The organism is Oleiagrimonas soli (assembly GCF_000761445.1).
In the GTDB taxonomy this organism is placed as follows: Bacteria; Pseudomonadota; Gammaproteobacteria; order Xanthomonadales; family Rhodanobacteraceae; genus Oleiagrimonas; species Oleiagrimonas soli.
On the sequence record NZ_KN196470.1, the window covers coordinates 2,910,153 to 2,932,155 of the forward strand.

General features: G+C 67.9%; 23 protein-coding genes. 7 read left to right on the forward strand and 16 right to left on the reverse strand.

Annotated elements, in window-relative coordinates:
- Positions 1–64 precede the first annotated feature (64 nt).
- The 6 genes from LF63_RS13015 to rpoZ form a co-directional block, all read right to left on the reverse strand.
- The gene (locus LF63_RS13015; RefSeq protein ID WP_043102450.1) at positions 65–307 is read right to left on the reverse strand and encodes a type B 50S ribosomal protein L31; all 243 of its coding nucleotides are present in this window, start codon (positions 305–307) and stop codon (positions 65–67) included.
- A gap of 85 nt (positions 308–392) precedes the next feature.
- A complete protein-coding gene (locus LF63_RS13020) occupies positions 393–1,334 on the reverse strand; it encodes a nucleoside hydrolase (RefSeq protein ID WP_043102451.1) in 942 nt (313 codons plus the stop codon).
- A gap of 83 nt (positions 1,335–1,417) precedes the next feature.
- Entirely contained in the window at positions 1,418–3,508 is a 2,091-nt protein-coding gene (recG, locus tag LF63_RS13025; protein WP_152569334.1) for an ATP-dependent DNA helicase RecG, read from the reverse strand.
- A gap of 45 nt (positions 3,509–3,553) precedes the next feature.
- The gene (locus LF63_RS13030; protein WP_043102455.1) at positions 3,554–3,937 is read right to left on the reverse strand and encodes a RidA family protein; all 384 of its coding nucleotides are present in this window, start codon (positions 3,935–3,937) and stop codon (positions 3,554–3,556) included.
- 64 nt (positions 3,938–4,001) lie between these two features.
- Positions 4,002–6,164: a RelA/SpoT family protein gene (locus LF63_RS13035; RefSeq protein WP_043102458.1), complete on the reverse strand. Its 2,163-nt coding sequence runs from the start codon at positions 6,162–6,164 to the stop codon at positions 4,002–4,004.
- Positions 6,165–6,275: 111 nt separating this feature from the next.
- Positions 6,276–6,569 (reverse strand): DNA-directed RNA polymerase subunit omega, encoded by a 294-nt coding sequence (gene rpoZ / locus LF63_RS13040; RefSeq protein WP_043102460.1) that lies wholly within the window; start codon positions 6,567–6,569, stop codon positions 6,276–6,278.
- A gap of 170 nt (positions 6,570–6,739) precedes the next feature.
- Here rpoZ and LF63_RS13045 point away from each other — a divergent pair, with 170 nt between their 5' ends.
- On the forward strand, positions 6,740–7,624 hold the full coding sequence (locus LF63_RS13045; RefSeq protein WP_052395092.1) for an MlaA family lipoprotein: 885 nt from the start codon (positions 6,740–6,742) through the stop codon (positions 7,622–7,624).
- A 46-nt stretch (positions 7,625–7,670) separates the two neighbouring features.
- Here LF63_RS13045 and LF63_RS13050 read toward each other — a convergent pair whose 3' ends face one another.
- The 8 genes from LF63_RS13050 to LF63_RS13085 all read right to left on the reverse strand — a co-directional run bounded on the left by LF63_RS13050 (position 7,671) and on the right by LF63_RS13085 (position 13,024).
- The gene (locus LF63_RS13050) at positions 7,671–8,174 is read right to left on the reverse strand and encodes a GNAT family N-acetyltransferase (RefSeq protein WP_052395094.1); all 504 of its coding nucleotides are present in this window, start codon (positions 8,172–8,174) and stop codon (positions 7,671–7,673) included.
- Between the two features lie 16 nt (positions 8,175–8,190).
- Entirely contained in the window at positions 8,191–8,496 is a 306-nt protein-coding gene (locus tag LF63_RS13055; protein WP_043102462.1) for an STAS domain-containing protein, read from the reverse strand.
- Positions 8,497–8,501: 5 nt separating this feature from the next.
- On the reverse strand, positions 8,502–9,173 hold the full coding sequence (locus LF63_RS13060; RefSeq protein WP_043102465.1) for an MlaC/ttg2D family ABC transporter substrate-binding protein: 672 nt from the start codon (positions 9,171–9,173) through the stop codon (positions 8,502–8,504).
- Between the two features lie 47 nt (positions 9,174–9,220).
- Positions 9,221–9,709, reverse strand: a complete 489-nt coding sequence (mlaD, locus tag LF63_RS13065) for an outer membrane lipid asymmetry maintenance protein MlaD (RefSeq protein WP_043102468.1) — start codon at positions 9,707–9,709, stop codon at positions 9,221–9,223.
- A gap of 70 nt (positions 9,710–9,779) precedes the next feature.
- A complete protein-coding gene (mlaE, locus tag LF63_RS13070; protein WP_043102470.1) occupies positions 9,780–10,553 on the reverse strand; it encodes a lipid asymmetry maintenance ABC transporter permease subunit MlaE in 774 nt (257 codons plus the stop codon).
- Positions 10,550–11,392, reverse strand: a complete 843-nt coding sequence (locus tag LF63_RS13075; RefSeq protein WP_043102472.1) for an ABC transporter ATP-binding protein — start codon at positions 11,390–11,392, stop codon at positions 10,550–10,552. Before LF63_RS13075 ends, mlaE begins: the two co-directional genes overlap by 4 nt.
- Before the next feature lie 139 nt (positions 11,393–11,531).
- The gene (gene gmk / locus LF63_RS13080) at positions 11,532–12,167 is read right to left on the reverse strand and encodes a guanylate kinase (RefSeq protein WP_043102475.1); all 636 of its coding nucleotides are present in this window, start codon (positions 12,165–12,167) and stop codon (positions 11,532–11,534) included.
- Positions 12,164–13,024 carry a YicC/YloC family endoribonuclease gene (locus LF63_RS13085; RefSeq protein ID WP_043103909.1) on the reverse strand — a complete coding sequence of 287 codons (861 nt, stop codon included), beginning with the start codon at positions 13,022–13,024 and terminating at the stop codon, positions 12,164–12,166. The genes gmk and LF63_RS13085 overlap by 4 nt, the downstream gene beginning before the upstream one ends.
- A gap of 133 nt (positions 13,025–13,157) precedes the next feature.
- On the opposite strand from LF63_RS13085, the gene rph reads away from it, so the two are divergent.
- Together rph and rdgB are read left to right on the forward strand one after the other, a co-directional pair.
- On the forward strand, positions 13,158–13,886 hold the full coding sequence (gene rph, locus LF63_RS13090; protein ID WP_043102478.1) for a ribonuclease PH: 729 nt from the start codon (positions 13,158–13,160) through the stop codon (positions 13,884–13,886).
- A 13-nt stretch (positions 13,887–13,899) separates the two neighbouring features.
- Entirely contained in the window at positions 13,900–14,508 is a 609-nt protein-coding gene (rdgB, locus tag LF63_RS13095) for an RdgB/HAM1 family non-canonical purine NTP pyrophosphatase (protein ID WP_043102481.1), read from the forward strand.
- On the opposite strand, the gene LF63_RS13100 is transcribed toward rdgB, so the two are convergent.
- On the reverse strand, positions 14,493–15,260 hold the full coding sequence (locus LF63_RS13100) for an oxygen-binding di-iron domain-containing protein (RefSeq protein ID WP_081945220.1): 768 nt from the start codon (positions 15,258–15,260) through the stop codon (positions 14,493–14,495). The genes rdgB and LF63_RS13100 overlap by 16 nt on opposite strands.
- A gap of 122 nt (positions 15,261–15,382) precedes the next feature.
- On the opposite strand from LF63_RS13100, the gene hemW reads away from it, so the two are divergent.
- From hemW to pepQ, 4 genes are all read left to right on the forward strand, one after another.
- Positions 15,383–16,543, forward strand: coding sequence for a radical SAM family heme chaperone HemW (gene hemW / locus LF63_RS13105; protein ID WP_043102484.1), 1,161 nt, complete (start codon positions 15,383–15,385; stop codon positions 16,541–16,543).
- A gap of 57 nt (positions 16,544–16,600) precedes the next feature.
- Complete coding sequence (locus LF63_RS13110) at positions 16,601–18,838, forward strand: DUF1631 family protein (protein WP_043102487.1); 2,238 nt, start codon at positions 16,601–16,603, stop codon at positions 18,836–18,838.
- A complete protein-coding gene (locus LF63_RS13115) occupies positions 18,835–19,188 on the forward strand; it encodes a PilZ domain-containing protein (RefSeq protein ID WP_043102490.1) in 354 nt (117 codons plus the stop codon). Before LF63_RS13110 ends, LF63_RS13115 begins: the two co-directional genes overlap by 4 nt.
- A gap of 70 nt (positions 19,189–19,258) precedes the next feature.
- The gene (pepQ, locus tag LF63_RS13120) at positions 19,259–20,584 is read left to right on the forward strand and encodes a Xaa-Pro dipeptidase (RefSeq protein ID WP_043102493.1); all 1,326 of its coding nucleotides are present in this window, start codon (positions 19,259–19,261) and stop codon (positions 20,582–20,584) included.
- A gap of 65 nt (positions 20,585–20,649) precedes the next feature.
- Here pepQ and LF63_RS13125 read toward each other — a convergent pair whose 3' ends face one another.
- Positions 20,650–22,002 carry an aminopeptidase P N-terminal domain-containing protein gene (locus tag LF63_RS13125; protein ID WP_043102496.1) on the reverse strand — a complete coding sequence of 451 codons (1,353 nt, stop codon included), beginning with the start codon at positions 22,000–22,002 and terminating at the stop codon, positions 20,650–20,652.
- Position 22,003 lies beyond the last annotated feature (1 nt).

Here is a 22,003-nt window from a genome sequence, read left to right on the forward strand (position 1 = left end):
CGGCTTTCGTGAACATCGGATTCGACACGGCCGGGGCCGATCGAAAAAGTCGTCGTGGGACGGCTTACTTGCCGTAGCGACGGCGGAACTTGTCCACGCGGCCGCCGGCGTCGATGGTCTTCTGCTTGCCGGTGTAGAACGGGTGCGAATGGCTGGAGATTTCCACTTTGATCAGCGGATACTCGTTGCCATCTTCCCATTGGATGGTTTCCTGGCTGGACATCGTCGACTTCGTCAGAAAGGCGAAATCGGACGACTGGTCCTGGAACACCACCGGCTGGTAGTTCGGATGGGTGTCGGGCTTCATGGCTCGCTCCGGGCTAAAGCGCGGGGAAAAGACGGGCATTGTAGCGAGCAGGACCGTCCTGCCGCAAGCCTTGCAACAACAAAACTCAGATCGCCGCGTCCGGCACGCCCAACGCCCGCGCCACCAGGGCCTCGAAGCGCGCCATGTCGACATCGAACACGATGCGCGCGTTGGCCGGACGGTCCAGACGCGCCTCCCAGTCCACCACGGTCATGCCGCGCGTGCGGGCGCCGTTCATCTCGACCATCACCGGATGCGTCTCGGCACGCTGGACCAGCGCCGGGTCCAGCGCCACCGCCATCGCCAGCGCGTCGGCGGCGATCACGCCGGTGCGGCCGCGACGGGCATTCCAGGCGCGCGAAGTCGCGCCGATCTGCGCGTAGAACTTCGCGCGCTCGTCGCCCTGCTCCAGCCAGCGGTCGAAGGTCGCGCCGTCGAAGGCGTGACGCACGGTGGCTTCCCAGTCGACCAGCTCGAAAGCCGGAAACGCCTCGAACACCACGTGCGCGGCTTCCGGATCGAAGCCGATGTTGAACTCGGCCGGCGTGCTCATGGTGTTGCCGTGGCCGTTGACCGCGCCGCCCATGATGACGAAGCGGCCGATGCGCGACGGCAGGCTCGGGTCCAGACGCACCGCCAGCGCCACGTTGGTCAGCGGCCCCAGCGCGACCAGCGTCGCTTCCGGGTGCGCGTGGCTGAGACGGATCAACGCCAGCGCGGCCGACTCGTTCTCGGCCGTGCGTTTGGGATCGGCGAAACCAACATCGCCGAAGCCATCCGCGCCATGCACCAGCGCGGCGTCCTCGGACGGCGTCTGCACCAGCGGCACGGGACAACCGGGATGCACCGGCGTGTCGGCGCCGATCACATCCATCAGCGTGAGCGCGTTGCGCACGGTGTGGGCGAGACCGACATTGCCGGCGGCGATGGTCAGCGCGTGCACGTGGCCGTGCGCGTGCGCCATAAGCAACGCCAGGGCGTCGTCCACGCCGGGATCGGTGTCGATGATGAGATGCGGCTGATTCATGGTCGTGCCCGCGGGAAAACGCACAGCATAGCGCGAGCGGGATGCATGCCGCAGCCCTGCGCTACATCGCTTTGTTCGCGGTTTCAGGCGTCGGCGTAGCGTGCCGCGGCGCCGATCCAGCGTCGCACCAAGCGCTCGGCGCGCTGCGGATGCTCTTGCAGCATGGCTGCGCCGACGCGCTGCACGGCCGGCAGCAGATGCGCGTCGCGCGCCAGGTCGGCGACGCGGAACTCCAGCCGCCCGGTCTGCCGCGTGCCCAGCACCTCGCCGGGACCGCGCAGCTCCAGATCCTTCTCGGCGATGCGGAAGCCATCGCTGGTCTCGCGCATCACCTGCAGCCGCTCGCGCGCCAGCGCCGACAGCGGCGTGTGGTACAGCAGCACGCAGCTCGACGCCACGCTGCCGCGGCCCACGCGGCCGCGCAGCTGGTGCAGCTGCGCCAGACCGAGTCGCTCGGCGTTCTCGATCACCATCAGGCTGGCATTGGGCACGTCGACGCCGACCTCGATCACCGTCGTCGCCACCAGCACCGCGACCTCGCCGCGCTTGAATGCCTGCATCACCGCCAACTTCTCGCGCGCCTTCATGCGCCCGTGGACCAGCTCCACGCGCAGCCCCGGCAACGCGGCAGACAGCTCGGCGTGCACCACCTCGGCCGCCTGTGCGACCAACTGCTCGGATTCCTCGATGATGGTGCAGACCCAGTACGCCTGCCGCCCCTCGCCGCAAGCCGCGCGCAGACGTTCGATCACCTCGCCGCGACGCGAACCCGCGATGGCCACGGTCTGCACCGGGGTGCGTCCGGGCGGCAGCTCGTCGATGGAGGACACGTCCAGATCCGCGTAGGCGCTCATCGCCAGGGTGCGCGGAATCGGCGTCGCGGTCAGCACCAGCTGATGCGGCACCTGCTCCCCCTCGGCGCCCTTGTCGCGCAAGGCCAGGCGCTGATGCACACCGAAGCGGTGCTGCTCGTCGATGATGACCAGGCCCAGACGATCGAACACCACGCCTTCCTGCATCAGCGCGTGCGTGCCGACCACCACCGGCGTGCCGCCGGCCACGGCATCCAGCGCCTGCTTGCGCGCCTTGCCCTGCACCTTGCCGGCCAGCCACGCGACCTCGACGCCGAGCGGCTCCAGCCAGGCGCTCAGATTGGCCAGGTGCTGCTCGGCCAGCAGTTCGGTCGGCGCCATCAACGCCGCCTGCCAGCCGCACTCCACCGCGGCCAGCGCGGCCAGCGCGGCGACCACGGTCTTGCCGCTGCCGACATCGCCCTGCACCAGTCGCAGCATCGGCTTGGCCTGCGCCAGGTCGGCCAGTACTTCGGCGTCCACGCGCTGCTGCGCGCCGGTCAGCGCGAAAGGCAGCGTGTCGAGCAGACGACGTCGCAATGTTCCACATCCCTGCAACGCAGGTGCGCGCCGGCTGCGCACCTGCGCGCGCAGCCGCTGCAGACTCAGGTGCTGGGTCAGCAGTTCCTCGAACGCCAGACGCTGCTGTGCCGGATGCATGCCGCGCGCCAGCGCCGACAGATCGGCTTCGGGCGGTGGACGATGCACCGTCAGCAGCGCTTCGCGCAGCGAGCCCAGCCCGAGACCTTCTCGCAGCGAGGCCGGGATCAGCTCCAGCACGTCATCGTCGGGCAAGCGTTCGAGCGCTTTCTCGATGACGCTGCGCAGGCGCTTCTGACCGAGTCCCTCGGTGGTCGGATACACCGGCGTCAGCCGCGCATCCAGCGGCGCGCCCACCGCTACGCGCTGGTACTGCGGATGGATCATCTCCACGCCGCGCGCGCCCATGCGCACGTCGCCGTAGCAGCGCAGCCGCGTGCCGACGCGCAGTTGATCGGCCTGCGCCTTGCGGAAATGGAAGAAGCGCAGCGTCAGGGTGGACGCCGAATCGTCGCCGATCGCCACCTTCAGCTGCGCGCGATAACCGAAACCGCTGTCGACCGCCTCGACCTCGCCCTCGACCTGCGCAGGCTGCCCCCCGATCAGCTCGCGGATCGGGGTGATCCGGGTGCGATCCTCGTAGCGCAACGGCAGGTGGAACCACAGATCCTGCACACAGGCGACGCCGAGTTTTTCCAGCGCACGGGCCAGCGCCGGTCCGATGCCGCTGAGCACGGTAACCGGTTCGCGACCGGCATCGGCGGCCGTAGTGGCGTCCGTCATCTTCATCGAGGCGAGACTAGCCCAGAATCGCGAGCCGTTCCCGCGTCAGTCGAGCACCAGAATGCCGTCGACCTCGATCTGCGCGCCCTTGGGCAGCGCCGCCACCTGCACCGTCGCGCGCGACGGGTACGGCTGCTCGAAGTACGACTCCATCACCGCGTTGACGGCGGCGAAATGCGCCAGATCGGTCATGTAGATGCCGACGCGCACCAGGTCGGACAGACTGCCGCCCGCGGCCTCGCACACGGCCTTGAGGTTGTCGAACACGCGGCGCGCCTGCACCGCGATGTCGCCATGGACCATCGCGCCGGACGCCGGGTCCAGCGGAATCTGTCCGGACAGGTAGACGGTCTGCCCGGCGCGCACGGCCTGCGAATACGGGCCGATGGCGGACGGAGCGTTGTCGGTGGCGATGATGCTGCGGGACATGGACACCTCGGAAGCGACGAATGAGGCCGCTGAGCATAGCAAGGTCCCGCGCCGCGGGCGTGCTTCAGACCGGGTGCCGGTAGACGCCGTTGACCACGCCGGCGCGACGCACGCCGCGCATCACGTCGGCCAGATGCTTGCGGTTCTTCACCTCGATCATGAACAGCAGCGTGGCGGCGGACAGATCGCGCTCGATGTACTCGACGTTCTCGATGTTCGAGTTGGCGTCGGCGATGGCCGCAGCCACGGTGGCCAGCACGCCGGTGCGGTTGATGACCTCGATGCGCAGCTCGACCTTGAAGTCGCCGCGCACCTCGCGATCCCAGGCGATGCCGATGCAGCGCTCCGGCGACTTGCGGAACTCGACCATGTTCGGGCACTCGACCCGATGCACGACGATGCCCTTGCCGGCCGAGAGGTAGCCGATGATGTCGTCGCCCGGCACCGGATGGCAGCAGTTGCCGAAGCTGATGACGCCACGCTCGTCGCCAGTGATGCGGATCTTGTCCTGGGTCGCGTCGCCGGCGATCCGGCGCGTCTCGGCGGTGGTGCCGAGCAGCTGCGCGGCGACCTGGTCGGGCATGCGGTTGCCCAGCGCGATATCGGCCAGCAGCTCCTCGAAACGCTTGAGCTTGTTGTCGGCCAGGTAGCGCTCCAGCGTCTTCGGGCGGATGCCGTCGAGACTGGCGCCGCGCGCCTCAAGCGCGCGGTCGAGCATGCGGTGGCCGAACTGCACCGCGTCCTCGTGCTGCATGTGCTTGATGAACTGGCGGATGGCGGTGCGCGCCTTGCCGGTCACCACCACGTCGAGCCAATCCAGTCGCGGCATCGACGACGGCGCGGTGATGATCTCCACGCGCTGCCCCGAATCCAGCCGCGTGCGCAACGGCACCAGCTTGTCGTTGACGCGCGCGGACACCGCATGATCGCCGACGTCGGTGTGCACGGCATAGGCGAAATCGATGGCCGTGGCGTTGCGCGGCAGCGACATGATCTCGCCCTTGGGCGTGAACAGGTAGACCTCGTCGGGGAACAGGTCGACCTTGACGTTCTCGATGAATTCCGACGACGAATCGGTGCCGGCCTGACGCTCGGCCAGCCCGGCCAGCCATTCGCGCGCACGCGACTGCGCGCTGTTGGCCGGGCCGCTCTGCGCCTTGTAGCTCCAGTGCGCGGCCACGCCGCGCTCGGCCACCGAATCCATCTCCTCGGTGCGGATCTGGATCTCGATGGGCGCGCCGAACGGTCCGAACAGCACCGTGTGCAGCGACTGGTAGCCGTTGGCCTTGGGAATGGCGATGAAATCCTTGAAGCGCTTGTCCACCGGCTTGTACAGCATGTGGATCGCGCCCAGCGCCTGGTAGCAGCGCATCACGTTGTCGGTGACCACGCGGAAGCCGTACACGTCCATCACGTCGTCGAACGATTTGTGCTCGCGACGCATCTTCATGTAGATGCTATACGGCGCCTTGACCCGGCTGACCACCTTGGCCTGAATGTTCTCTTCGCCCAGCCGGTTCGCCAGCGACGCCTCGATCCGGCCCATCACTTCGCGACGATTGCCCAGCGCGCTGCGAATGCGCGCGCTGATGACGCGATGGCGGTCCGGATACAGCGCGCGGAAGCCCAGGTCCTGCAGCTCCGCCTTCATGCGGTTCATGCCCAGTCGCTGGGCAATGGGGGCGTAGATTTCCAGCGTTTCGCGGGCGATGCGCCGGCGCGAGGTGGATTCCTTGGCGCCGAGCGTGCGCATGTTGTGCAGACGGTCGGCCAGCTTGATGAGGATCACGCGCAGATCGCGCGCCATCGCCAGCAGCATCTTGCGGAAGCTTTCCGCCGCGGCCTCCTGGCGACTGCGGAAACGCACGCTGTCGAGCTTGGTGACGCCGTCGACCAGTTCCACCACCACATCGCCGAATTCCTCGACGATCTGTTCGCGGTCGAGTTGGGTGTCTTCCAGCGTGTCGTGCAGGATCGCGGCGATGATGGTTTCCGCGTCCATGTGCAGCTCGGCCAGCAATGCCGCGACAGCCACCGGATGGGTGATGTACGGCTCGCCGCTCTTGCGCATCTGCCCCGCGTGCGCCTCGGCGCCGATCAGGTAGGCGCGACGGACGCGCGCCACATCCTCGTCCGGCAGGTATTCGGCCAGACGCTGCTCGAGATCGAGCACATCCTTGGGGATCGCTTGCTGCGCGGGCGTGTCGGCGGACGTGGGCAGGGCCATGCGGTCGCAACGACCGGTCAGGCCGTCGCCCTCCTCGCGCGCGGGGTCGCCTGCCGCGCCGTCCGGCGTGCATCCTGGCGAGGTGCGTGGGGACGGCGCGCGAGCATGGACTTACTCGTCGGCGTTCTTGGCGGCCGCCTCTTCCTCGACCTCGGCAGCGGCCCATTCCAGCGCTTCGCGCTCGGCACGCTCGCGCTCGGCGCGGTCGATTTCATCGATGGTGGCTTCGTCGATGCGGCGATCGGCGATCTCGCGCAGCGCCAGCACGGACGGCTTGTCGTGCTCGGGGTTCACCAGGGACTCGGCGCCCTTGGCCAGCTGACGTGCGCGACGGGTCGCCATCAGCACCAGCTCGAAACGGTTGTCGACCACCTGCAGGCAGTCCTCGACGGTAATGCGGGCCATGCGGAATTCCTAAGAAAAAAAAGGTACTTATTCAGGGTGGACAGTGTAGCTTCGGGTGCGCTTGGCTGGCAACGGCGCAGCGACATACCATGCCGAATGCGCGCATCGCTGGTCAGCGCTCCAAAATATAATTAAACTCTACGGTTCATATAAGGTCACGCCGTTTGCTCATGCGCCCTACCCTGAAGCAAAAATTCCGCCGTGCCGCACTGCTCGCCGCAGTGATCGCGCTGACCGGTTGCGCCGTCGCCAAGCCGCGCACCGACGACCCGCTGGAGAAGTACAACCGCAAGGTGTACGCCTTCAACAATGCGGTCGACAAGGTCGCGATCCGACCGGTCGCGGTCGGCTACCGCAAGATCACCAACCCGCCGGTGCGCCGCTCGATCAGCGACTTCTTCACCAACATCCGCATGCCGATCACGGTCGCCAACGACCTGCTGCAGGCGCGACCGAAGAAAGCCATGACCGCCTCGGCGCGATTCCTGGTCAACCTGACACTGGGTCTGGGCGGCTTCTTCGATCCGGCCAGCCGCATGGGTCTGCCGCTCGACGACACCGACTTCGGCATCACCCTGGCACGCTGGGGCGTGCCGGACGGCCCGTATCTGGTGCTGCCGCTGATCGGCCCGACCACCGGGCGCGACGTGTGGCACCTGCCGGTGGACAGCTACTTCTTCGACCCGATGTCGATCTACTCGCGCAATCAGGGACGCTTCGACCACGGCCAGCAGTACCTGCCGTCGGTGCTGTATCTGGTCACGCTGCGCGCACGCGCCATCGACGCCGAAAGCTTTCTGGAATCGGCCTACGATCCGTACGTGTTCCTGCGCGACGCCTACCTGCAGCAGCGCACCTACCAGCTCTACGACGGCAATCCGCCGGCCAGCGTCATCGACCAGATGCAAGGTCTGAACGACGAAGGCTTCGATCCCGATGCCCTGCTCAAGCAGCAGCAGTCGTGGGAGAAGAAGCACAACGAGACGCCGGGCGAGGACAACACGCCGACCACGCCGCAGCCCGCGCCGGCCAGCTCGTCCGGTCAGCCGTACTGAGGCGCTTCGCACGCGCTTGTCGGCCCGCCCTCTGCGGCGGGCCGATTCAGTCGTGCAGATCCAGTTGCCAGTAGGCGACGTCGACCCAGCGCCCGAACTTGAAGCCCACGCGCTCGAAATGGGCCACCTTGCGGAAACCGAACGCCTCGTGCAGCGCGACGCTGGCGGCATTGGGCTGGGCGATGCCCGCGATCACGGTACGCATGCCGGCTTCGCGCAGATCCTCGAACAGACATTGGTACAGACGTCGGGCGTACCCTCGGCGCACCTGCGCGGGATCGACGTACACCGAACATTCCACGCTGTACCGGTAAGCGGCACGCGCTTTCCAGGGCGACGCATAGGCGTAGCCGCAGAGAGCGCCTTCGGCGGATTCCAGCACGCGCCAGGGAAGCGCGGGATGCGCCTGCACTCGACGCGCCATCTCCGCACTCGACACGGCGTCCTCCTCGAAGGAAATGACGCTGCCGAGCACATAGTGGTTGTAGATGCGACAGACCGCGTCGAGGTCGTCCTCTCGCAGGAAGCGCACGGCGCCGTGCTTGCGCATGCGCCGCGCGCCGCCCTCAGCCGACGCCGAGCAGCGGTTCGGCGTCGCTGACGGCCGCCAGCAACTGCAGACCGCGCGGCAGATGCACGACGCGCAGCGGCGCGCCGTGACGGCTCGCATGCGCCATCCAGGCCAGCACGCAGGCCAGTCCGGCGCTGTCGGCGCTCTGCACACCGGCGAGATCCAGCACGCGGGTGTCGCCCTTCGCCAGCCGCTCGACGCCCTGCCCGAAGGCACGCGCGGCGGTGGCGAAGGTCAACGCGCCGGACACGGCGAGCGTGTCCGGCTGGGTGCGGTCGAAACGGACGGCGGAATCGCTCATTGCGCTCAGCCCGCGGCGTCCTTCTGCATCTTGTCCAGGGTGTCGGCGCCGTTCTTCTCCAGACGCTCGATCAGCCCCTCGATGCCCATCTTGCGGACTTCCGCATCGACCTGCGCGCGGTAGTTGGTGATGTAGGAGATGCCCTCGATCACCACGTCGTAGGCCTTCCACTGACCGTCGGAGGTCTTGCGGAACGCGTAGTCGACGGAGATGGTCTTGCCGTCATCGAGCATGACCTGCGTGCGCACCATCGTGCGGCGGTCGTTCAGCGCGCCCTTGGACGGCAACACCTTGACGCTGCCCTTGGTGTAGTTCAGCAGGCCTTCGGCGTAGCGATGCGTGATCGAGTCGTAGAACGCCTTGGCAAAACGCTCGCGCTGCGCCGGCGTGGCCTCGCGGGCATGACGACCGAGCACCAGGATCGAGGCGTAGTCGATGTCGAAGTGCGGCAGGAAGATGCCGTCGATCACGCCGATCAGCTTGTTCTTGTCCTGCTTCAGCTCGGCGCGATGACCGTCGATGGCGTTGGCCAGCTCGCTGGTGATGTTCTCCACCACCTGCTGCGGCGTGGCGACGGCCGGAGCGCTGGTGGCGGCCGCGGGCGCCGGGGCCGGCGAGGCAAGCAGCGCGCCCGGAGCGAACAGCGCGCAGGCCAGAACCAGATTACGTAGTTTCATGGAACATCGTCTCCAATGGGGAACCGCGGGGCGCGAACGCCTCGGCGTTACTGCTTCGTCTTGTCTTTGTCCTTGTCACTCGGCGAACCGTTGACCAGGAACTTGCCGATCAGGTCTTCCAGCTGCACCGCCGACTGGGTCAGGATCACCTCGTCGCCGTTCTTGAACGAGTCCGGCGACCCGCCCGGCTGGATGCCAATGTATTGATCGCCCAATAAACCGCTGGTTAACACCGACGCGGAGGAATCCTCGGGAATCTGGTTGAAGCGCTTGTCGATCGACAGTGTCACCAGCGCATCGAGCTTGGCGGGTTCGAGCTGGATCGATTGCACCGAGCCGATGCGCACGCCCGCCAGCTTGACCGGCGCGCGATCCTTGAGCTGGCCGATGTTGGTGAAGCGCGCCTTGAGCGTGTAGGAATCGCCCTGGCTCATGTTGACCAGCGACGTGGTCTGGGTCGCCAGATAAGCCAGCGCGGCGAAGCCCAGCACGATGAACAGGCCAGTGCCGACGGCATAGGAACGTCTCTGGGTCACGGCAACATCCTCGGTAAACGGTACGAATTCGGATCAATGGAATGGAACAACGGGCGCATCGTCGCGTACCTCACATCATGAAGGCGGTGAGTACGAAATCGATCGCCAGAATGGCGATGGACGAGGCCACCACGGTGCGGGTCGTGGCATAGGCCACGCCCTCGCTGGTGGGCGGCGTGGTGTAGCCCTGGTGCACGGAGATCAGCGTGACCACGGTGCCGAAGGCCAGGCCCTTCCAGATCACGCCGTCGATGACGTCCTTCCAGACGTCGACGTTGGAGGTCATGTTCGACCAGAAGGTGCCGTTGTCGATGCCCAGCCAGGTCACGCCGACCAGATGTCCACCGAAGATGGCCATCGCCGAGAACACGCAGCACAGCAGCGGCATCGCGATGATGCCGGCGATGAAGCGCGGCGTGGCGACGTAGGCGACCGGGTCGACCGCCATCATCTCCATCGCCGACAGCTGGTCGGTGGCGCGCATCAGGCCGATCTCGGCGGTGATCGAGGTGCCGGCGCGACCGGCGAACAGCAGCGCGGTCACGACCGGGCCGAGTTCGCGGTACACCGACAGCGCCACCACCGTGCCGGTAGAGGCCGTGCCGCCGAAGATCTCCAGCACGTGATAGAGCTGTAGCGCCAGCACCATGCCCACGAACAGGCCGCAGGTCATGATGATGATGAGGCTCATCGCACCGACGAACCACAGCTGGCGCACGGTCTCGCGGAAATAGCGCAGGCTGCGCGGCACCGCCGCCAGCAGCGTGGGCAGGAACAGACCGGCGTCGCCGATCTGCGCCAGTCCGTCGAGCAGAAGATTGCGACGTTTCGCCTGCGCGGTCATGCGGTCTCTCCCAGGCCCAGGTCGGCGGCGTAGTCGCCGGCCGGATAGTGGAACGGCACCGGCCCGTCCGGCTCGCCGCCGAAGAACTGGCGCGTCCACGGCGAACCGTCGTCGGCGATCTCCTTGGGATGCCCCTCGGCGACCACCTTGCCGTTGGCGATCAGCACCACGCGGTCGGCAACCTGCTGGATCGCCGCCAGCTCGTGCGCCACCAGCACGCTGGTGATGCCGAGCGTCTCGTTCAGCGTGCGGATCAGCTTCAGCACCTGGTTCAACGCAATCGGATCCAGACCCACGAACGGTTCGTCGTACAGGATCAGCATCGGATCGAACACGATCGCGCGCGCCAGCGCCACGCGGCGCGCCATGCCGCCGGACAGCTCGCTCGGCATCAGCCGCGCGGCGCCGCGCAGGCCCACGGCCTGCAGCTTGGTCAGCACGATGTCGCGAATCAGCTCTTCCGGCAGCTTGGTGTGCTGGCGCAACGGGAAGGCGACGTTCTCGAAGACGTCGAAATCGGTCAGCAGCGCGGAATTCTGGAACAGGTAGCCGACGCGTTCGCGCAGCTTGAACAATCCCTCGCGCGACAGCCGCGCCACGTCCTCGCCATCCACCCACAGCTCGCCCTCGTCCGCGGCCAACTGTCCGGTGATGTGCTTGAGCAGCGTGGTCTTGCCGGTGCCGCTGGGGCCCATGATCGCGGTGATCTTGCCGCGCGGGATGTCCAGGTCCAGTCCGTCGAACACGGCACGGCCGCTGAAACGCGTGGTCAGGCCGCGCACGCGCACCAGCGCGTCGCCGGCCGGCGCGGATTCGGGGGAAGCGATGGCATCGGTCATAGGGTGTCCAAGATAGCCGAGCATGAACGCAGCGGCCAGGTTTCGGGCGCAACTATGGGGGCAAAGCGGCTGAACCCAAGCGCAACGGATCGATGCGAGCGGCAAGATCGTACCGCGTTCACGGATCGCATCCGCGCGTTCAGGGCCCGGCGCCCAGCAATTCGTCGATCAGCACCTGGTGACGCGCGCGCTGCAAGGGCGTGCGCAGGCGCACCGCGCGCACGATGGCCTGCAGATCGTCCAGCGCATCCTCGAAGCGGTCGTTGACGATGATGTAGTCGAACTCGTGCGCATGCGCGATCTCCTCGCGCGAGTTGCGCAGGCGTCGCTCGATCACCTCGTCGCTGTCCGAGGCGCGCCCGCGCAAGCGACGTTCCAGCTCGACGCGCGACGGCGGCAGGATGAACACGCTGACGCAATCCGGCATGGTCACGCGGATCTGCTGCGCGCCTTGCCAGTCGATCTCCAGCAGCACGTCGCGCCCCTGCGCCATCAGTTCCTGCACGGTCCGGCGCGAAGTGCCGTAGAGATTGCCGTGCACCTCGGCATGCTCCAGAAAGATGCCGTCGGCGACTTCCTGCTCGAACGCCTCGCGCTCGACGAAGTAGTAATGCTGGCCGTAGGCCTCGCCCGGACGCGGCGGACGCGTGGTGTGCGAGATCGACAGCGAGATCGACGGTTCGCGTTCGAGCAACGCGTTGACCAGGGTGGACTTGCCAGCCCCGGACGGCGCGGCGACCACGAACAGCGTGCCCTGCGGGTGCGATGCGTTCATTCGATGTTCTGCACTTGCTCGCGCATCTGCTCGATCAGCACCTTCAGCTCGACCGCGGCGTTGGTGCTGCGCGTGTCCACCGCCTTGGAGCCGAGCGTATTGGCCTCGCGGTTGAACTCCTGCATCAGGAAATCCAGGCGCCGGCCGACCGGTTCGTCCAGACCCAGTACGCGGCGCGCCTCGGCGATGTGGGCGTCCAGGCGGTCGAGTTCCTCGTCGACGTCGGCGCGCGTGATCTGCAGCACCAGTTCCTGTTCCAGGCGACCGGGATCGGCGGGCTGCTTGAGATCGGCCAGCCGGGTTTCCAGACGCTCGCGCAGCCCGGCGCGGATCGTCGGCATCATCGTGCGCACCTCGGCGACGATCTTCTCGATGGCATCCAGACGTTCGCCGATCAGCGCGCCCAGCTTGGCGCCTTCGCGTTCGCGGGTCGCGGTGAGCGCGTCCATCGCCTGCTCCAGCGTGTCGGTCAACGCGTGTTGCAGCGCTTTGCGATCCACTTCGGGCTGTTTCAGCACACCCGGGAAGCGCAGCAGTTCGGTGCTCTGCACCTGCAGGCCGGGAAAACGCGAACCCATGTCCAGATGCAGCTCGGCCAGACGCGCCAGCAACGTGTGGTTGACCTCCAGCGCGTCGCTGCGGTCCTCGCCGCGCAGGCGCACCGTGACGTCGACCTTGCCGCGCGAGAGCCGCGCCGAGACGATCTCGCGCAGCTTCGGCTCGAACGCGCGCAGTTCATCGGGCAGACGCGGGCTCTGCTCCAGGTAGCGGTGGTTCACCGTACGCACTTCGCAGGCCAGCGTGCCCAGCGGGCCGCTGGACTCGGCGGATGCATACGCGGTCATGCTGCGGATCATGCGCGAATTCCGGAAGTCGAAGGGCGTCATGGTAAACGCTCGCGGCGTACGTTGCCCAATCCGCACACGGCGACGGACGGACCATGCGGGTATCATTCCGTTTTTGCCGTACCCAAGGGAACCACCCCCAGCCATGAGCGAAACCACCCGCCCCAGCGGCCGTCAGCCCGACCAGCTTCGTTCCGTCGAGATCCAGCGCCACTTCACCAAGCACGCCGAAGGTTCCGTGCTGGTCGCGTTCGGCGACACCCGCGTGCTGTGCACCGCCAGCATCGAGGACCGCGTGCCGGCCTGGCTGCGCGGCAAGGGCGAAGGCTGGGTCACCGCCGAATACGGCATGCTGCCGCGCTCGACCGGCAGCCGCATGGCGCGCGAAGCCGCGCGCGGCAAGCAGAGCGGACGCACCCAGGAAATCCAGCGCCTGATCGGCCGCAGCCTGCGCGCCTGCGTCAATCGCCAGGCGCTCGGCGAGCGCGTCATCACGCTCGACTGCGACGTGCTGCAGGCCGACGGCGGCACCCGCACGGCCGCCATCACCGGCGCCTACGTGGCTCTGGTCGATGCGGTCCAGGTGTTGATGAAGCGCGAGAAGCTCAAGCGCAACCCGATCGTCGGCGCGGTGGCCGCGGTCTCCGTCGGCATCTACCAGGGCACGCCGGTGCTCGATCTCGACTACGCCGAGGATTCCAGCTGCGACACCGACATGAACGTCGTCATGAACGACGGCGGCGGCTTCATCGAGGTGCAGGGCACCGCCGAGGGTCACGCCTTCCGCCGCGACGAGATGGACGCGCTGCTGGGCCTGGCCGAGAAGGGCGTCGGCGAACTGGTCGCCGCGCAGCGCGCCGCCCTGGGACAGTGACGGAGTCGCGGGCATGACGCAACGCATGGTCCTGGCCAGCGGCAACGCCGGCAAGCTGCGCGAACTGCGCCAGCTGCTGGCGGATGCGGACATCGAACTGGTCGCCCAGGGCGAGCTGGGCGTCAGCGACGCCGAGGAGACCGCGACCACCTTCGTCGAGAACGCCCTGCTGAAGGCACGCCACGCCGCGCGCATCACCGGTCTGCCGGCGCTGGCGGACGACTCGGGCCTGTGCGTGGATGCGCTCGGCGGCGCGCCGGGCCTGTACTCGGCGCGCTTTGCCGGCACCCACGGCGACCATGCCGCCAACAACGCGAAGTTGCTGCGCGAACTCGACGGCACGCCCGAGCGCGCGCGCGGCGCCTTCTTCATCTGCGTACTGGCGCTGCTACGGCATGCCGACGACCCCGCGCCGCTGATTGCCGAAGGCCGCTGGCGCGGTCGCATCCTCGACGCGCCGCGCGGCGCGCACGGCTTCGGCTACGACCCGCTGTTCCTGCCCGACGGCCAGACGCTCGGTGCCGCCGAACTCGACGACGCGCTGAAGAATCGCCTCAGCCACCGCGGTCAGGCGCTGGCGCGTCTGCGCGACGCGCTGGCGATGCCTCAGGCGGCGACGTAGTCCTCCTGCGTCAGGCGGTCGACGCCGCATTCGAGCTGCTCGACCCAATCGATGAAGCGCTTGACCATCGCCGCGCCCTCGAACGGCCGCCCGTGCTGCGGCACGATCATGTCGATGTCCATGCTGCGCGCCATGCGCGCCCACAGGCGGCAGACCCGGTTGGACACCATGTAGCGCTGGTGGAAGCCGAGCATCGCCGGGATGTGCGCGTCGAAGTCCTCGACCGCAACGAACGGTCCGTCGACCATCGACGCGCCGAGATCGCCGCTGAACAGGATCTTCGACACCGGATCGTAGAACTGGAAGTTGCCCACGCTGTGCAGAAAGTGCGCCGGCACGGCCTGGATCACGGTGTCGCCCATCGGGATGTCCGCGCCACGGTCGGGAATCAGCAGAAAGCGGTCCGCGCCGGTGTTCTTCTGGTAGTGCGGCACGCTGTGCGGCACGAAGCGCCCCCACAGCCGCGAGCAGCACACGGTGGCCGGCGTGTACATCAGCCAGCGATCGACCGCGCCGATGATGTCCGGGTCCTGATGCGAAGCCAGAATGTAGGTCAGGTCCTTGAGCTTGGCGTACGGCGAGATCGCCATCGACAGCGGCGTGTACAGCAGCGCGCCGCCCGGATCGATCAGCGCGGTGCGGTCGCCGTGACAGACCAGAAACTGGTTGGCCTGCACGCCGTCCTCGCCGCGCACCAGGTCGGGGAAGACGACGACGGTGTGCCCGTCCTTAGCGTAGAGTTCGATGGCCATGGGTTGCATCCCGCAGAAAATAGCCGAGCCATTCTCCGGCGAACCCGCAGACGCCACCTTGACTCTGGTCAAGCGCGCGCACGAATGCCGCTTCGGCGCAAACGAACGGCTATCCTAGACCGATGATCGACGACCTCCCGCTGGCGCTGTACGTGCACATGCCCTGGTGCGTGAAGAAATGCCCGTACTGCGACTTCAACTCGCACGGCCTGCGCGACGCGCCGGCGCCCTACGCCGACTATGTGGACGCGCTGATCGCCGATCTCGACGGCGACCTCGCCGATTTCGGCCGCGCGGCCGCCGAACGCACGATCGTCAGCGTGTTCTTCGGCGGCGGCACGCCGAGCCTGTTCCCGCCGGTACAGATCGCGCGTTTTCTGCAGGCGGCGCGCGAACGGCTGCGCTTTGCCGACGATGCCGAGATCACCCTGGAGACCAACCCCGGCACCGTCGAACACGGCCGCTTCGAGGACTATCTCGCCGCCGGCGTGAACCGCCTGTCGTTCGGCGTGCAGAGCTTCGACGATGCGCGTCTGCGCCGCCTCGGCCGCATCCATTCGGCCGGTGAAGCCGAGCATGCCGTCGCCCTGGCGCGCGCGGCCGGTTTCGACAACTTCAACATCGACCTGATGTACGCGCTGCCGGAACAGACACTCGACGGCGCGTTGCGGGACGTCGAGCGTGCGCTGGCGCTCGAACCGACCCATCTGTCGCACTACCAACTGACGCTGGAACCGAACACCGCCTTCGCCGCGCACCCACCGCCGTTGCCCGACGAGGATTCGGCCTGGGACATGCAGGAAGCCTGTCAGGCGCGCCTGGCCGAGGCTGGATTCGCGCAGTACGAAGTCTCGGCCTACGCCGCCGAAGGCCGCCGTTGCGAACACAACCTCAATTACTGGCGCTTCGGCGACTACCTCGGCATCGGCGCCGGCGCGCACGGCAAGTTCAGCGGCAACGGCACGGTGCGCCGACGCTGGAAGCAGCGACTGCCGAAAACCTATCTGGGCGCGCAGCACCAGGCCGAGCGCATCGGCGGCGACCGCCTCATTCCTGGGGACGAACTGGGCTTCGAGTACATGCTCAATGCGCTGCGCCTGATCGACGGCACGCCGCTCGACGCCTTCAGCGCCCGCACCGGCCTGCCGCTTGCGCGCATCCGCGGCACCCTGGACGAAGCCATCGAACGCGGCTGGCTGGACGACTCGCCGACGCGCCTGCGCACCACCGCACTCGGGCAGCGTTTCCTCAACGACGTGGTCGCGCTGTTCATGGAATCCTAGACAGGTCGCGCAGCGCCCGAATGACGTACAATCGCCTGCATTGGAGGCTGGAGCGGCATGGAACATCCGGGCGACCATCACGAAGATCCGGGCAACCGTACGACGCTGGCGCCCCGCGCCCGGCGGCTGCTCGAACGCGTGCGCGATCTGTGCGAAGCCGCGCTGCACCCGATGCTCACGCAGATTCTGGATGAATTCGACGAGCAGATGTTCCGGCTCGCCGACCAGGCCAACAACAACACCGAGCAGGAAATCTGCCTCGCGGCCCAGCGCGAGGTCCGTCGCGGACGCGCCGATTTCGCGCCGCGCTTCCTGAGCCGCCTGACCTCCGGTTTCGAGCACTTCCACCTTGCCGACCGCAAGGCGTACAACGATCCCCGCGCCGGCCTCGGGCTGTCGCTGGTCGACGTCGACGAACAGGAAGAGGCCTCGCTCCTCAACGGCACCGAAGCACGCGTGGAGATCCGCTCGGGCATTCCGTTGCTGGAACTGGGCTACCGTTTCGCCGCGCTGGTGAGCATGCCGGTGATCGAACCCGATGCGTTGCCGGTCGGCCCGCGCGCCATCTGCGCCGCCTGGCGACACGCCAACCGGGAACTGGACCTGCCGCCCGCACACCGCCAGCAGTTGCACCGGATCTTCAGCCAGCACCTGCTGCGCGAAGCGCCGCGGATGTTCGAGGCGCTGAACACCCTGATGGCGGCGCAAGGTCTGCTGCCGGACTTGAGTACGCTGCTGGCGCGGCGCTCGCAAAGCACGCAGACCAAGGGGGACAAGAAAGCGTCGCCGCAAAGCCACGGCGGAACCCCGGCGCAGAACGCATCCGCGCCATCGGCGGGCGCGCCGAACGCCGACTCCACCGAGAAAACCGAGACCACCATCGCCTTCACGGTGCTGCGCAACCTGCTCGCGCAGCGCCGCAGCGCACTGGGCCTGAATCAGGACATCGCCACGCCGGGACCGACCAGTACGTCGGACCAGCTGCAGGACGCCTTGGCCCAACTGCAGGCGCAGGCCGACACCACCGTGCTGGAAAACGGCACGCGTCACGTGCGCGGCATGAAGCACCTGCGCCAGGATCTGCAGGCGCAACTGCGCGCGCTCAGCCCGGATGGCCAGCCGCTGAGTTTCGACGCCGATCAGGCCGACACCATCGACCTGATGACCATGTTGTTCGACCACCTCGGCCGCGACATGCCCATCGACGGTCATGCCGCCACGCTGATGACGCGCATGCAGGTGCCGATGCTGCGCGTGGCGCTGTCCGATCCGAAATTCTTCTCCGAACAGAACCACCCCGCGCGCAAGCTGCTCGGCTCGGTGCTCGACGCCGCCACGCAGTGGCTCGACGGCGCCGGCGAATCGGCCGATCCCATGCTGGCGCGCAAGCTGCAGGACGTGGTCGAGCGCACCGCCTCGGAATTCAACGGCGACGTGCAGCTGCTCGACGACCTGCGTCAGGACCTCGACAGCCAGCTGTCCGTGCTGCGTCGCCGCGCGGAAATCAGCGAGCGCCGCCATCTGGAAGCCGCGCAGGGTCGCGAGCGACTGCTGCTGGCGCGCAACCGCGCCAGCGAGCTGGTCGCCGAACGTCTGCAGAGCAGCAACGCCAGCGGCCTCCTCCGCACCATGATGGAACAGGCCTGGACCGACGTCCTGGCGCTGTCCATGCTGCGCTGGGGCGAACGCAGCAAGGCCTTCCGCCAGCGCCTGGAAGTCACCGACCGCCTGTTGCGCCAACGCACCGAGCACGACGACGCCGAGCTGCGCGAGGAAATCGCCGAGGGTCTCGGCCAGGTCGGTATCCATGGCGAGGAAGCCGAACAGATCGCGCGCCACGTCGTCACCAAGCAGGCCGCCGACGCACCCGCACCGGAATTGACCCGCACCGAACTGGCGATGCGTCTGAAGCAGCATCAGCGCCTGGGCAGCGGAGAAAGCGAGGAGCGCACCGACGCGCCGGCGCAGGACGTGCAGGACCCCGCCGTGCAGGAAGCCGCGGCCAGCCTGCGTCAGCTGCGCTACGGATCCTGGCTGGAATTCGTGCGCGACGACCAGAGCGTGGTGCGCCGCAAACTGGCCTGGTTCTCGCCCGTGACCGGACATTGCCTGGTAGTCAATCAGCGTGGCGTGCGCGAGGACGTCGGCAACCTCGACGAACTGGCGAGCCTGATGGCCGCCGGCCGCGTGCGCATCCCGGCCGAGCGCAGCGAATCGCTGATCGACCGCGCCTGGAGCGCCATCCTCAAGGGATTGCAGCAGTTCGCGCGCAACACCGCGGAGCAGAGCGCATGAACGGATCCGAACAACGTCGCGCCCCGCGCCGCCATGTCGGCGCCGCCATCGCGGTCGAGAACGCGATCAGCGAGCGACTGCTGGGCCACATCGGCAACATCTCCAGCAGCGGCCTGATGCTCATCAGCAACGCGCCGCTGCGCGCCGACGCCATCTATCAGCTGCGTCTCACCCTGCCCTCGCGCGGCCAGGGCGAACACACGCTGGAATTCGGCGTGCACGAGCAGTGGAGCGAAGCGGCAAACGTGCCCGGCCAGTACTGGACCGGCTTCCGCATCATCGCCATCAGCGAGTCCGACGCGCTGAAGCTGCGCAACTGGATCGAAGCCCCCGGCGGCGAGTTCGTCTGACGCTGCGGCATTTGGCTTTGTCCCGCCTTCCGAGGCACCATGGGCGTCTGATTCGGACCGAAAAACGCCCATGAACGACGCACTCGCCCAAGCCTATCCCCTGCATCTGGCCACCCTTCGTCAGCGCGCCGACGCCGCGCTGGAGGCGGTCGGCCGCGCGCATCTGGTGATCCCCGCCGGCCACCCCATCGGCAAGCACCTGGACGACATGGAGTATCCGTTCGCGGTGCATCCCTCGTTCAAGCAGTGGGTGCCGCTGCTGAACGCGCCGGGCAGCTGGATCGTCTACACGCCGGGCGAGAAGCCGGTGCTGATCTATCTGCAGCCGCAGGACTTCTGGCATCTGACGCCGGAAGATCCGACCGGCTACTGGGTCGAGCATTTCGACATCCGCCTGATCCGCACGTGGGAAGACGCGCGCCAGCACCTGCCGAAGGACCCGGCCGCCTGCGCCATCCTCGGCCAGCCGCGCGACGGCATCGCGGACTTCGTGCCGGACGCGCCCGAGGCCGTGGTGCAGTACCTGAACTACCACCGCGCCTACAAGACGCCGTACGAACAGATCCGCATGCGCGAAGCCAGCGCGCTCGGCGCACGCGGCCATCGCGCCGCCGCCGCCGCCTTCCGCGCCGGCGAGAGCGAGTTCGGCATCCACATGGCCTACCTGCACGCGGTCGGCCAGACCGACGCCGAGCTGCCCTACCACAGCATCGCCGGCCTCAACGAGCACGGCGCGGTGCTGCACTACATGCACTTCGACACCACGCCGCCGGAACGCAACCGCTCCTTCCTGATCGACGCCGGCGCCAGCAGCGGCGGCTACGCCAGCGACATCACCCGCACCTACGCCGCGCCCGAGGCCGAGGAGTTCCGGGCCCTGATCGATGCCGTCGACAAGGTGCAGCTGCAGCTGTGCGACGGCGTCCGCGCCGGTCGCGACTACGCCGAGCTGCACCTGCAGGCGCACCAGTTGCTGGCCGGCGTGCTGAAGGACCAGGGCATCGTCGACATGAGTCCCGAGGCCATGGTCGAGCGCGGCGTCAGCAGCACGTTCTTCCCACACGGACTGGGCCACGGCATCGGCCTGCAGGTGCACGACGTCGGCGGCTTCATGCGCAGCGACAAGGGCGGCACCATCGCGCAGCCGGACGGCCACCCGTTCCTGCGCATGACCCGCGCGCTGGAAACGGACATGGTCGTCACCATCGAGCCGGGCCTGTACTTCATCGACATGCTGCTGGCGCGCCTGAAGGAACGCCCGGAAGGCAAGCACGTCGACTGGAACCGCGTCGACGCCCTGCGCCCCTACGGCGGCATCCGCATCGAGGACGACGTCATCTGCACCGACGGCGATCCGGAGAACATGACGCGCGACGCCTTCGCCGCGCTGGACTGATTCCGCCCCAATCTCGGAATTCCCGCCCGGCGCCACCACCGCGCCGGGCGGCGACGCAAGCGGCCTCAGCGCGCGGACATCCACGCCTCGATCGCTTCGACCTGCTTGGGCACGCCCTCGGTCAGCACCTGCGGACCGTCGCGTCCGACCAGCACATCGTCTTCGATGCGGATGCCGGTGCCGGCCCAGCGCGCGGCCGGACCGTCGGCGTCGGGCGGGATGTACACGCCCGGCTCCACCGTCACCACCATGCCCGGTTCCAGCACGCGCGGTTCGCCGTCGATGCGGTAGTCGCCGACGTCGTGCACGTCGAGACCGAGCCAGTGCCCGGTCTTGTGCGGAAAATAGCGCCGGTAGCTGCCGTCCTCGAGGATCTTCGCGACACTGCCGCGCAGCAGTTTCAACGCGCGCAGCCCCTCGGCGATGACTTCCACCGCGGCGTCGTGCGCGGCGCTGAACGGCCGGCCCGGCCGCACCTGCTCGATCGCGGCCTCCTGCGCGGCCAGCACCACCTCGTACAGCGCTCGCTGGTCGCGCGTGAAGCGACCGTTGACCGGGAACGTGCGGGTGATGTCGGCGGCGTAGCAATCGACCTCGGCGCCGGCATCGATCAGCAGCAGATCGCCGTCGCGCAGCAAAGCGCGGTTGGCGTTGTAGTGCATGATGCAGGCGTTGACGCCGCCGGCCACGCTGGGCATGTACGCCGACACCGCGCCCTGCGCACGCATCGTGCGCAGCAACTCGGCCTCGACCTCGTATTCGGCCACGCCCGGACGCACGCAGCGCATCGCGGCCCGGTGCGCCGCGACCGACACCTTGGCCGCGCGCCGCATCAGCTTGATCTCCGCCGCCGACTTGTACAGCCGCATGTCGTGCAGCAGATAGCCCAACGCCAGGAACTCCTTGGGCACCACGCCGCCGCCACGCAGCGCGCGCAGGCGTCGCATCCAGGCCAGCAGGCGGGCATCGAATTCGGGTTCCTGGCCGAAATGGCAGTACACGCGGGCGCGCCCTTCCAGCATGCCGGGCAGGATGTCGTCGATGTCGTCGATGGGAAACGCGTCGTCCACGCCACAGACCTCGACCGCGCCTTCGGTGCCCAGGCGCGGCCCGTCCATGCGTTCGCGCTCGGCATCGCGTTCGCGGCAGAACAGAATCGACTCGGCCGCGTCGCGCCCCGGCAGCAGCGCCAGCACGGCATGCGGCTCGGGGAAGCCGGTCAGGTAATGGAAATCGGAATCCTGCCGGTACGGCCAGGCGGCATCCGCGCTGCGCATGCGTTCGGGCGCGGCGGCGATCAGCAGGGCGGCATCCTCGCCCGCCAGATGCATCAGTTGGCGACGCCGACGGGCGAACTCCTTGGCGGTCATCGTCGGGGCAACGGCCTTGGGCGATGGGCGCTGGGTGCGTGCGTCCATC

Coding starts and splice junctions, on each gene's coding strand:
- LF63_RS13015 (WP_043102450.1), bottom strand. CDS start 307: ATGAAGCCCGACACCCATCCGAACTACCAGCCGGTGGTGTTCCAGGAC.
- LF63_RS13020 (WP_043102451.1), bottom strand. CDS start 1,334: ATGAATCAGCCGCATCTCATCATCGACACCGATCCCGGCGTGGACGAC.
- recG (WP_152569334.1), bottom strand. CDS start 3,508: ATGACGGACGCCACTACGGCCGCCGATGCCGGTCGCGAACCGGTTACC.
- LF63_RS13030 (WP_043102455.1), bottom strand. CDS start 3,937: ATGTCCCGCAGCATCATCGCCACCGACAACGCTCCGTCCGCCATCGGC.
- LF63_RS13035 (WP_043102458.1), bottom strand. CDS start 6,164: ATGGCCCTGCCCACGTCCGCCGACACGCCCGCGCAGCAAGCGATCCCC.
- rpoZ (WP_043102460.1), bottom strand. CDS start 6,569: ATGGCCCGCATTACCGTCGAGGACTGCCTGCAGGTGGTCGACAACCGT.
- LF63_RS13045 (WP_052395092.1), top strand. CDS start 6,740: ATGCGCCCTACCCTGAAGCAAAAATTCCGCCGTGCCGCACTGCTCGCC.
- LF63_RS13050 (WP_052395094.1), bottom strand. CDS start 8,174: ATGCGCAAGCACGGCGCCGTGCGCTTCCTGCGAGAGGACGACCTCGAC.
- LF63_RS13055 (WP_043102462.1), bottom strand. CDS start 8,496: ATGAGCGATTCCGCCGTCCGTTTCGACCGCACCCAGCCGGACACGCTC.
- LF63_RS13060 (WP_043102465.1), bottom strand. CDS start 9,173: ATGAAACTACGTAATCTGGTTCTGGCCTGCGCGCTGTTCGCTCCGGGC.
- mlaE (WP_043102470.1), bottom strand. CDS start 10,553: ATGACCGCGCAGGCGAAACGTCGCAATCTTCTGCTCGACGGACTGGCG.
- LF63_RS13075 (WP_043102472.1), bottom strand. CDS start 11,392: ATGACCGATGCCATCGCTTCCCCCGAATCCGCGCCGGCCGGCGACGCG.
- gmk (WP_043102475.1), bottom strand. CDS start 12,167: ATGAACGCATCGCACCCGCAGGGCACGCTGTTCGTGGTCGCCGCGCCG.
- LF63_RS13085 (WP_043103909.1), bottom strand. CDS start 13,024: ATGATCCGCAGCATGACCGCGTATGCATCCGCCGAGTCCAGCGGCCCG.
- rph (WP_043102478.1), top strand. CDS start 13,158: ATGAGCGAAACCACCCGCCCCAGCGGCCGTCAGCCCGACCAGCTTCGT.
- rdgB (WP_043102481.1), top strand. CDS start 13,900: ATGACGCAACGCATGGTCCTGGCCAGCGGCAACGCCGGCAAGCTGCGC.
- LF63_RS13100 (WP_081945220.1), bottom strand. CDS start 15,260: ATGGCCATCGAACTCTACGCTAAGGACGGGCACACCGTCGTCGTCTTC.
- hemW (WP_043102484.1), top strand. CDS start 15,383: ATGATCGACGACCTCCCGCTGGCGCTGTACGTGCACATGCCCTGGTGC.
- LF63_RS13110 (WP_043102487.1), top strand. CDS start 16,601: ATGGAACATCCGGGCGACCATCACGAAGATCCGGGCAACCGTACGACG.
- LF63_RS13115 (WP_043102490.1), top strand. CDS start 18,835: ATGAACGGATCCGAACAACGTCGCGCCCCGCGCCGCCATGTCGGCGCC.
- pepQ (WP_043102493.1), top strand. CDS start 19,259: ATGAACGACGCACTCGCCCAAGCCTATCCCCTGCATCTGGCCACCCTT.
- LF63_RS13125 (WP_043102496.1), bottom strand. CDS start 22,002: ATGGACGCACGCACCCAGCGCCCATCGCCCAAGGCCGTTGCCCCGACG.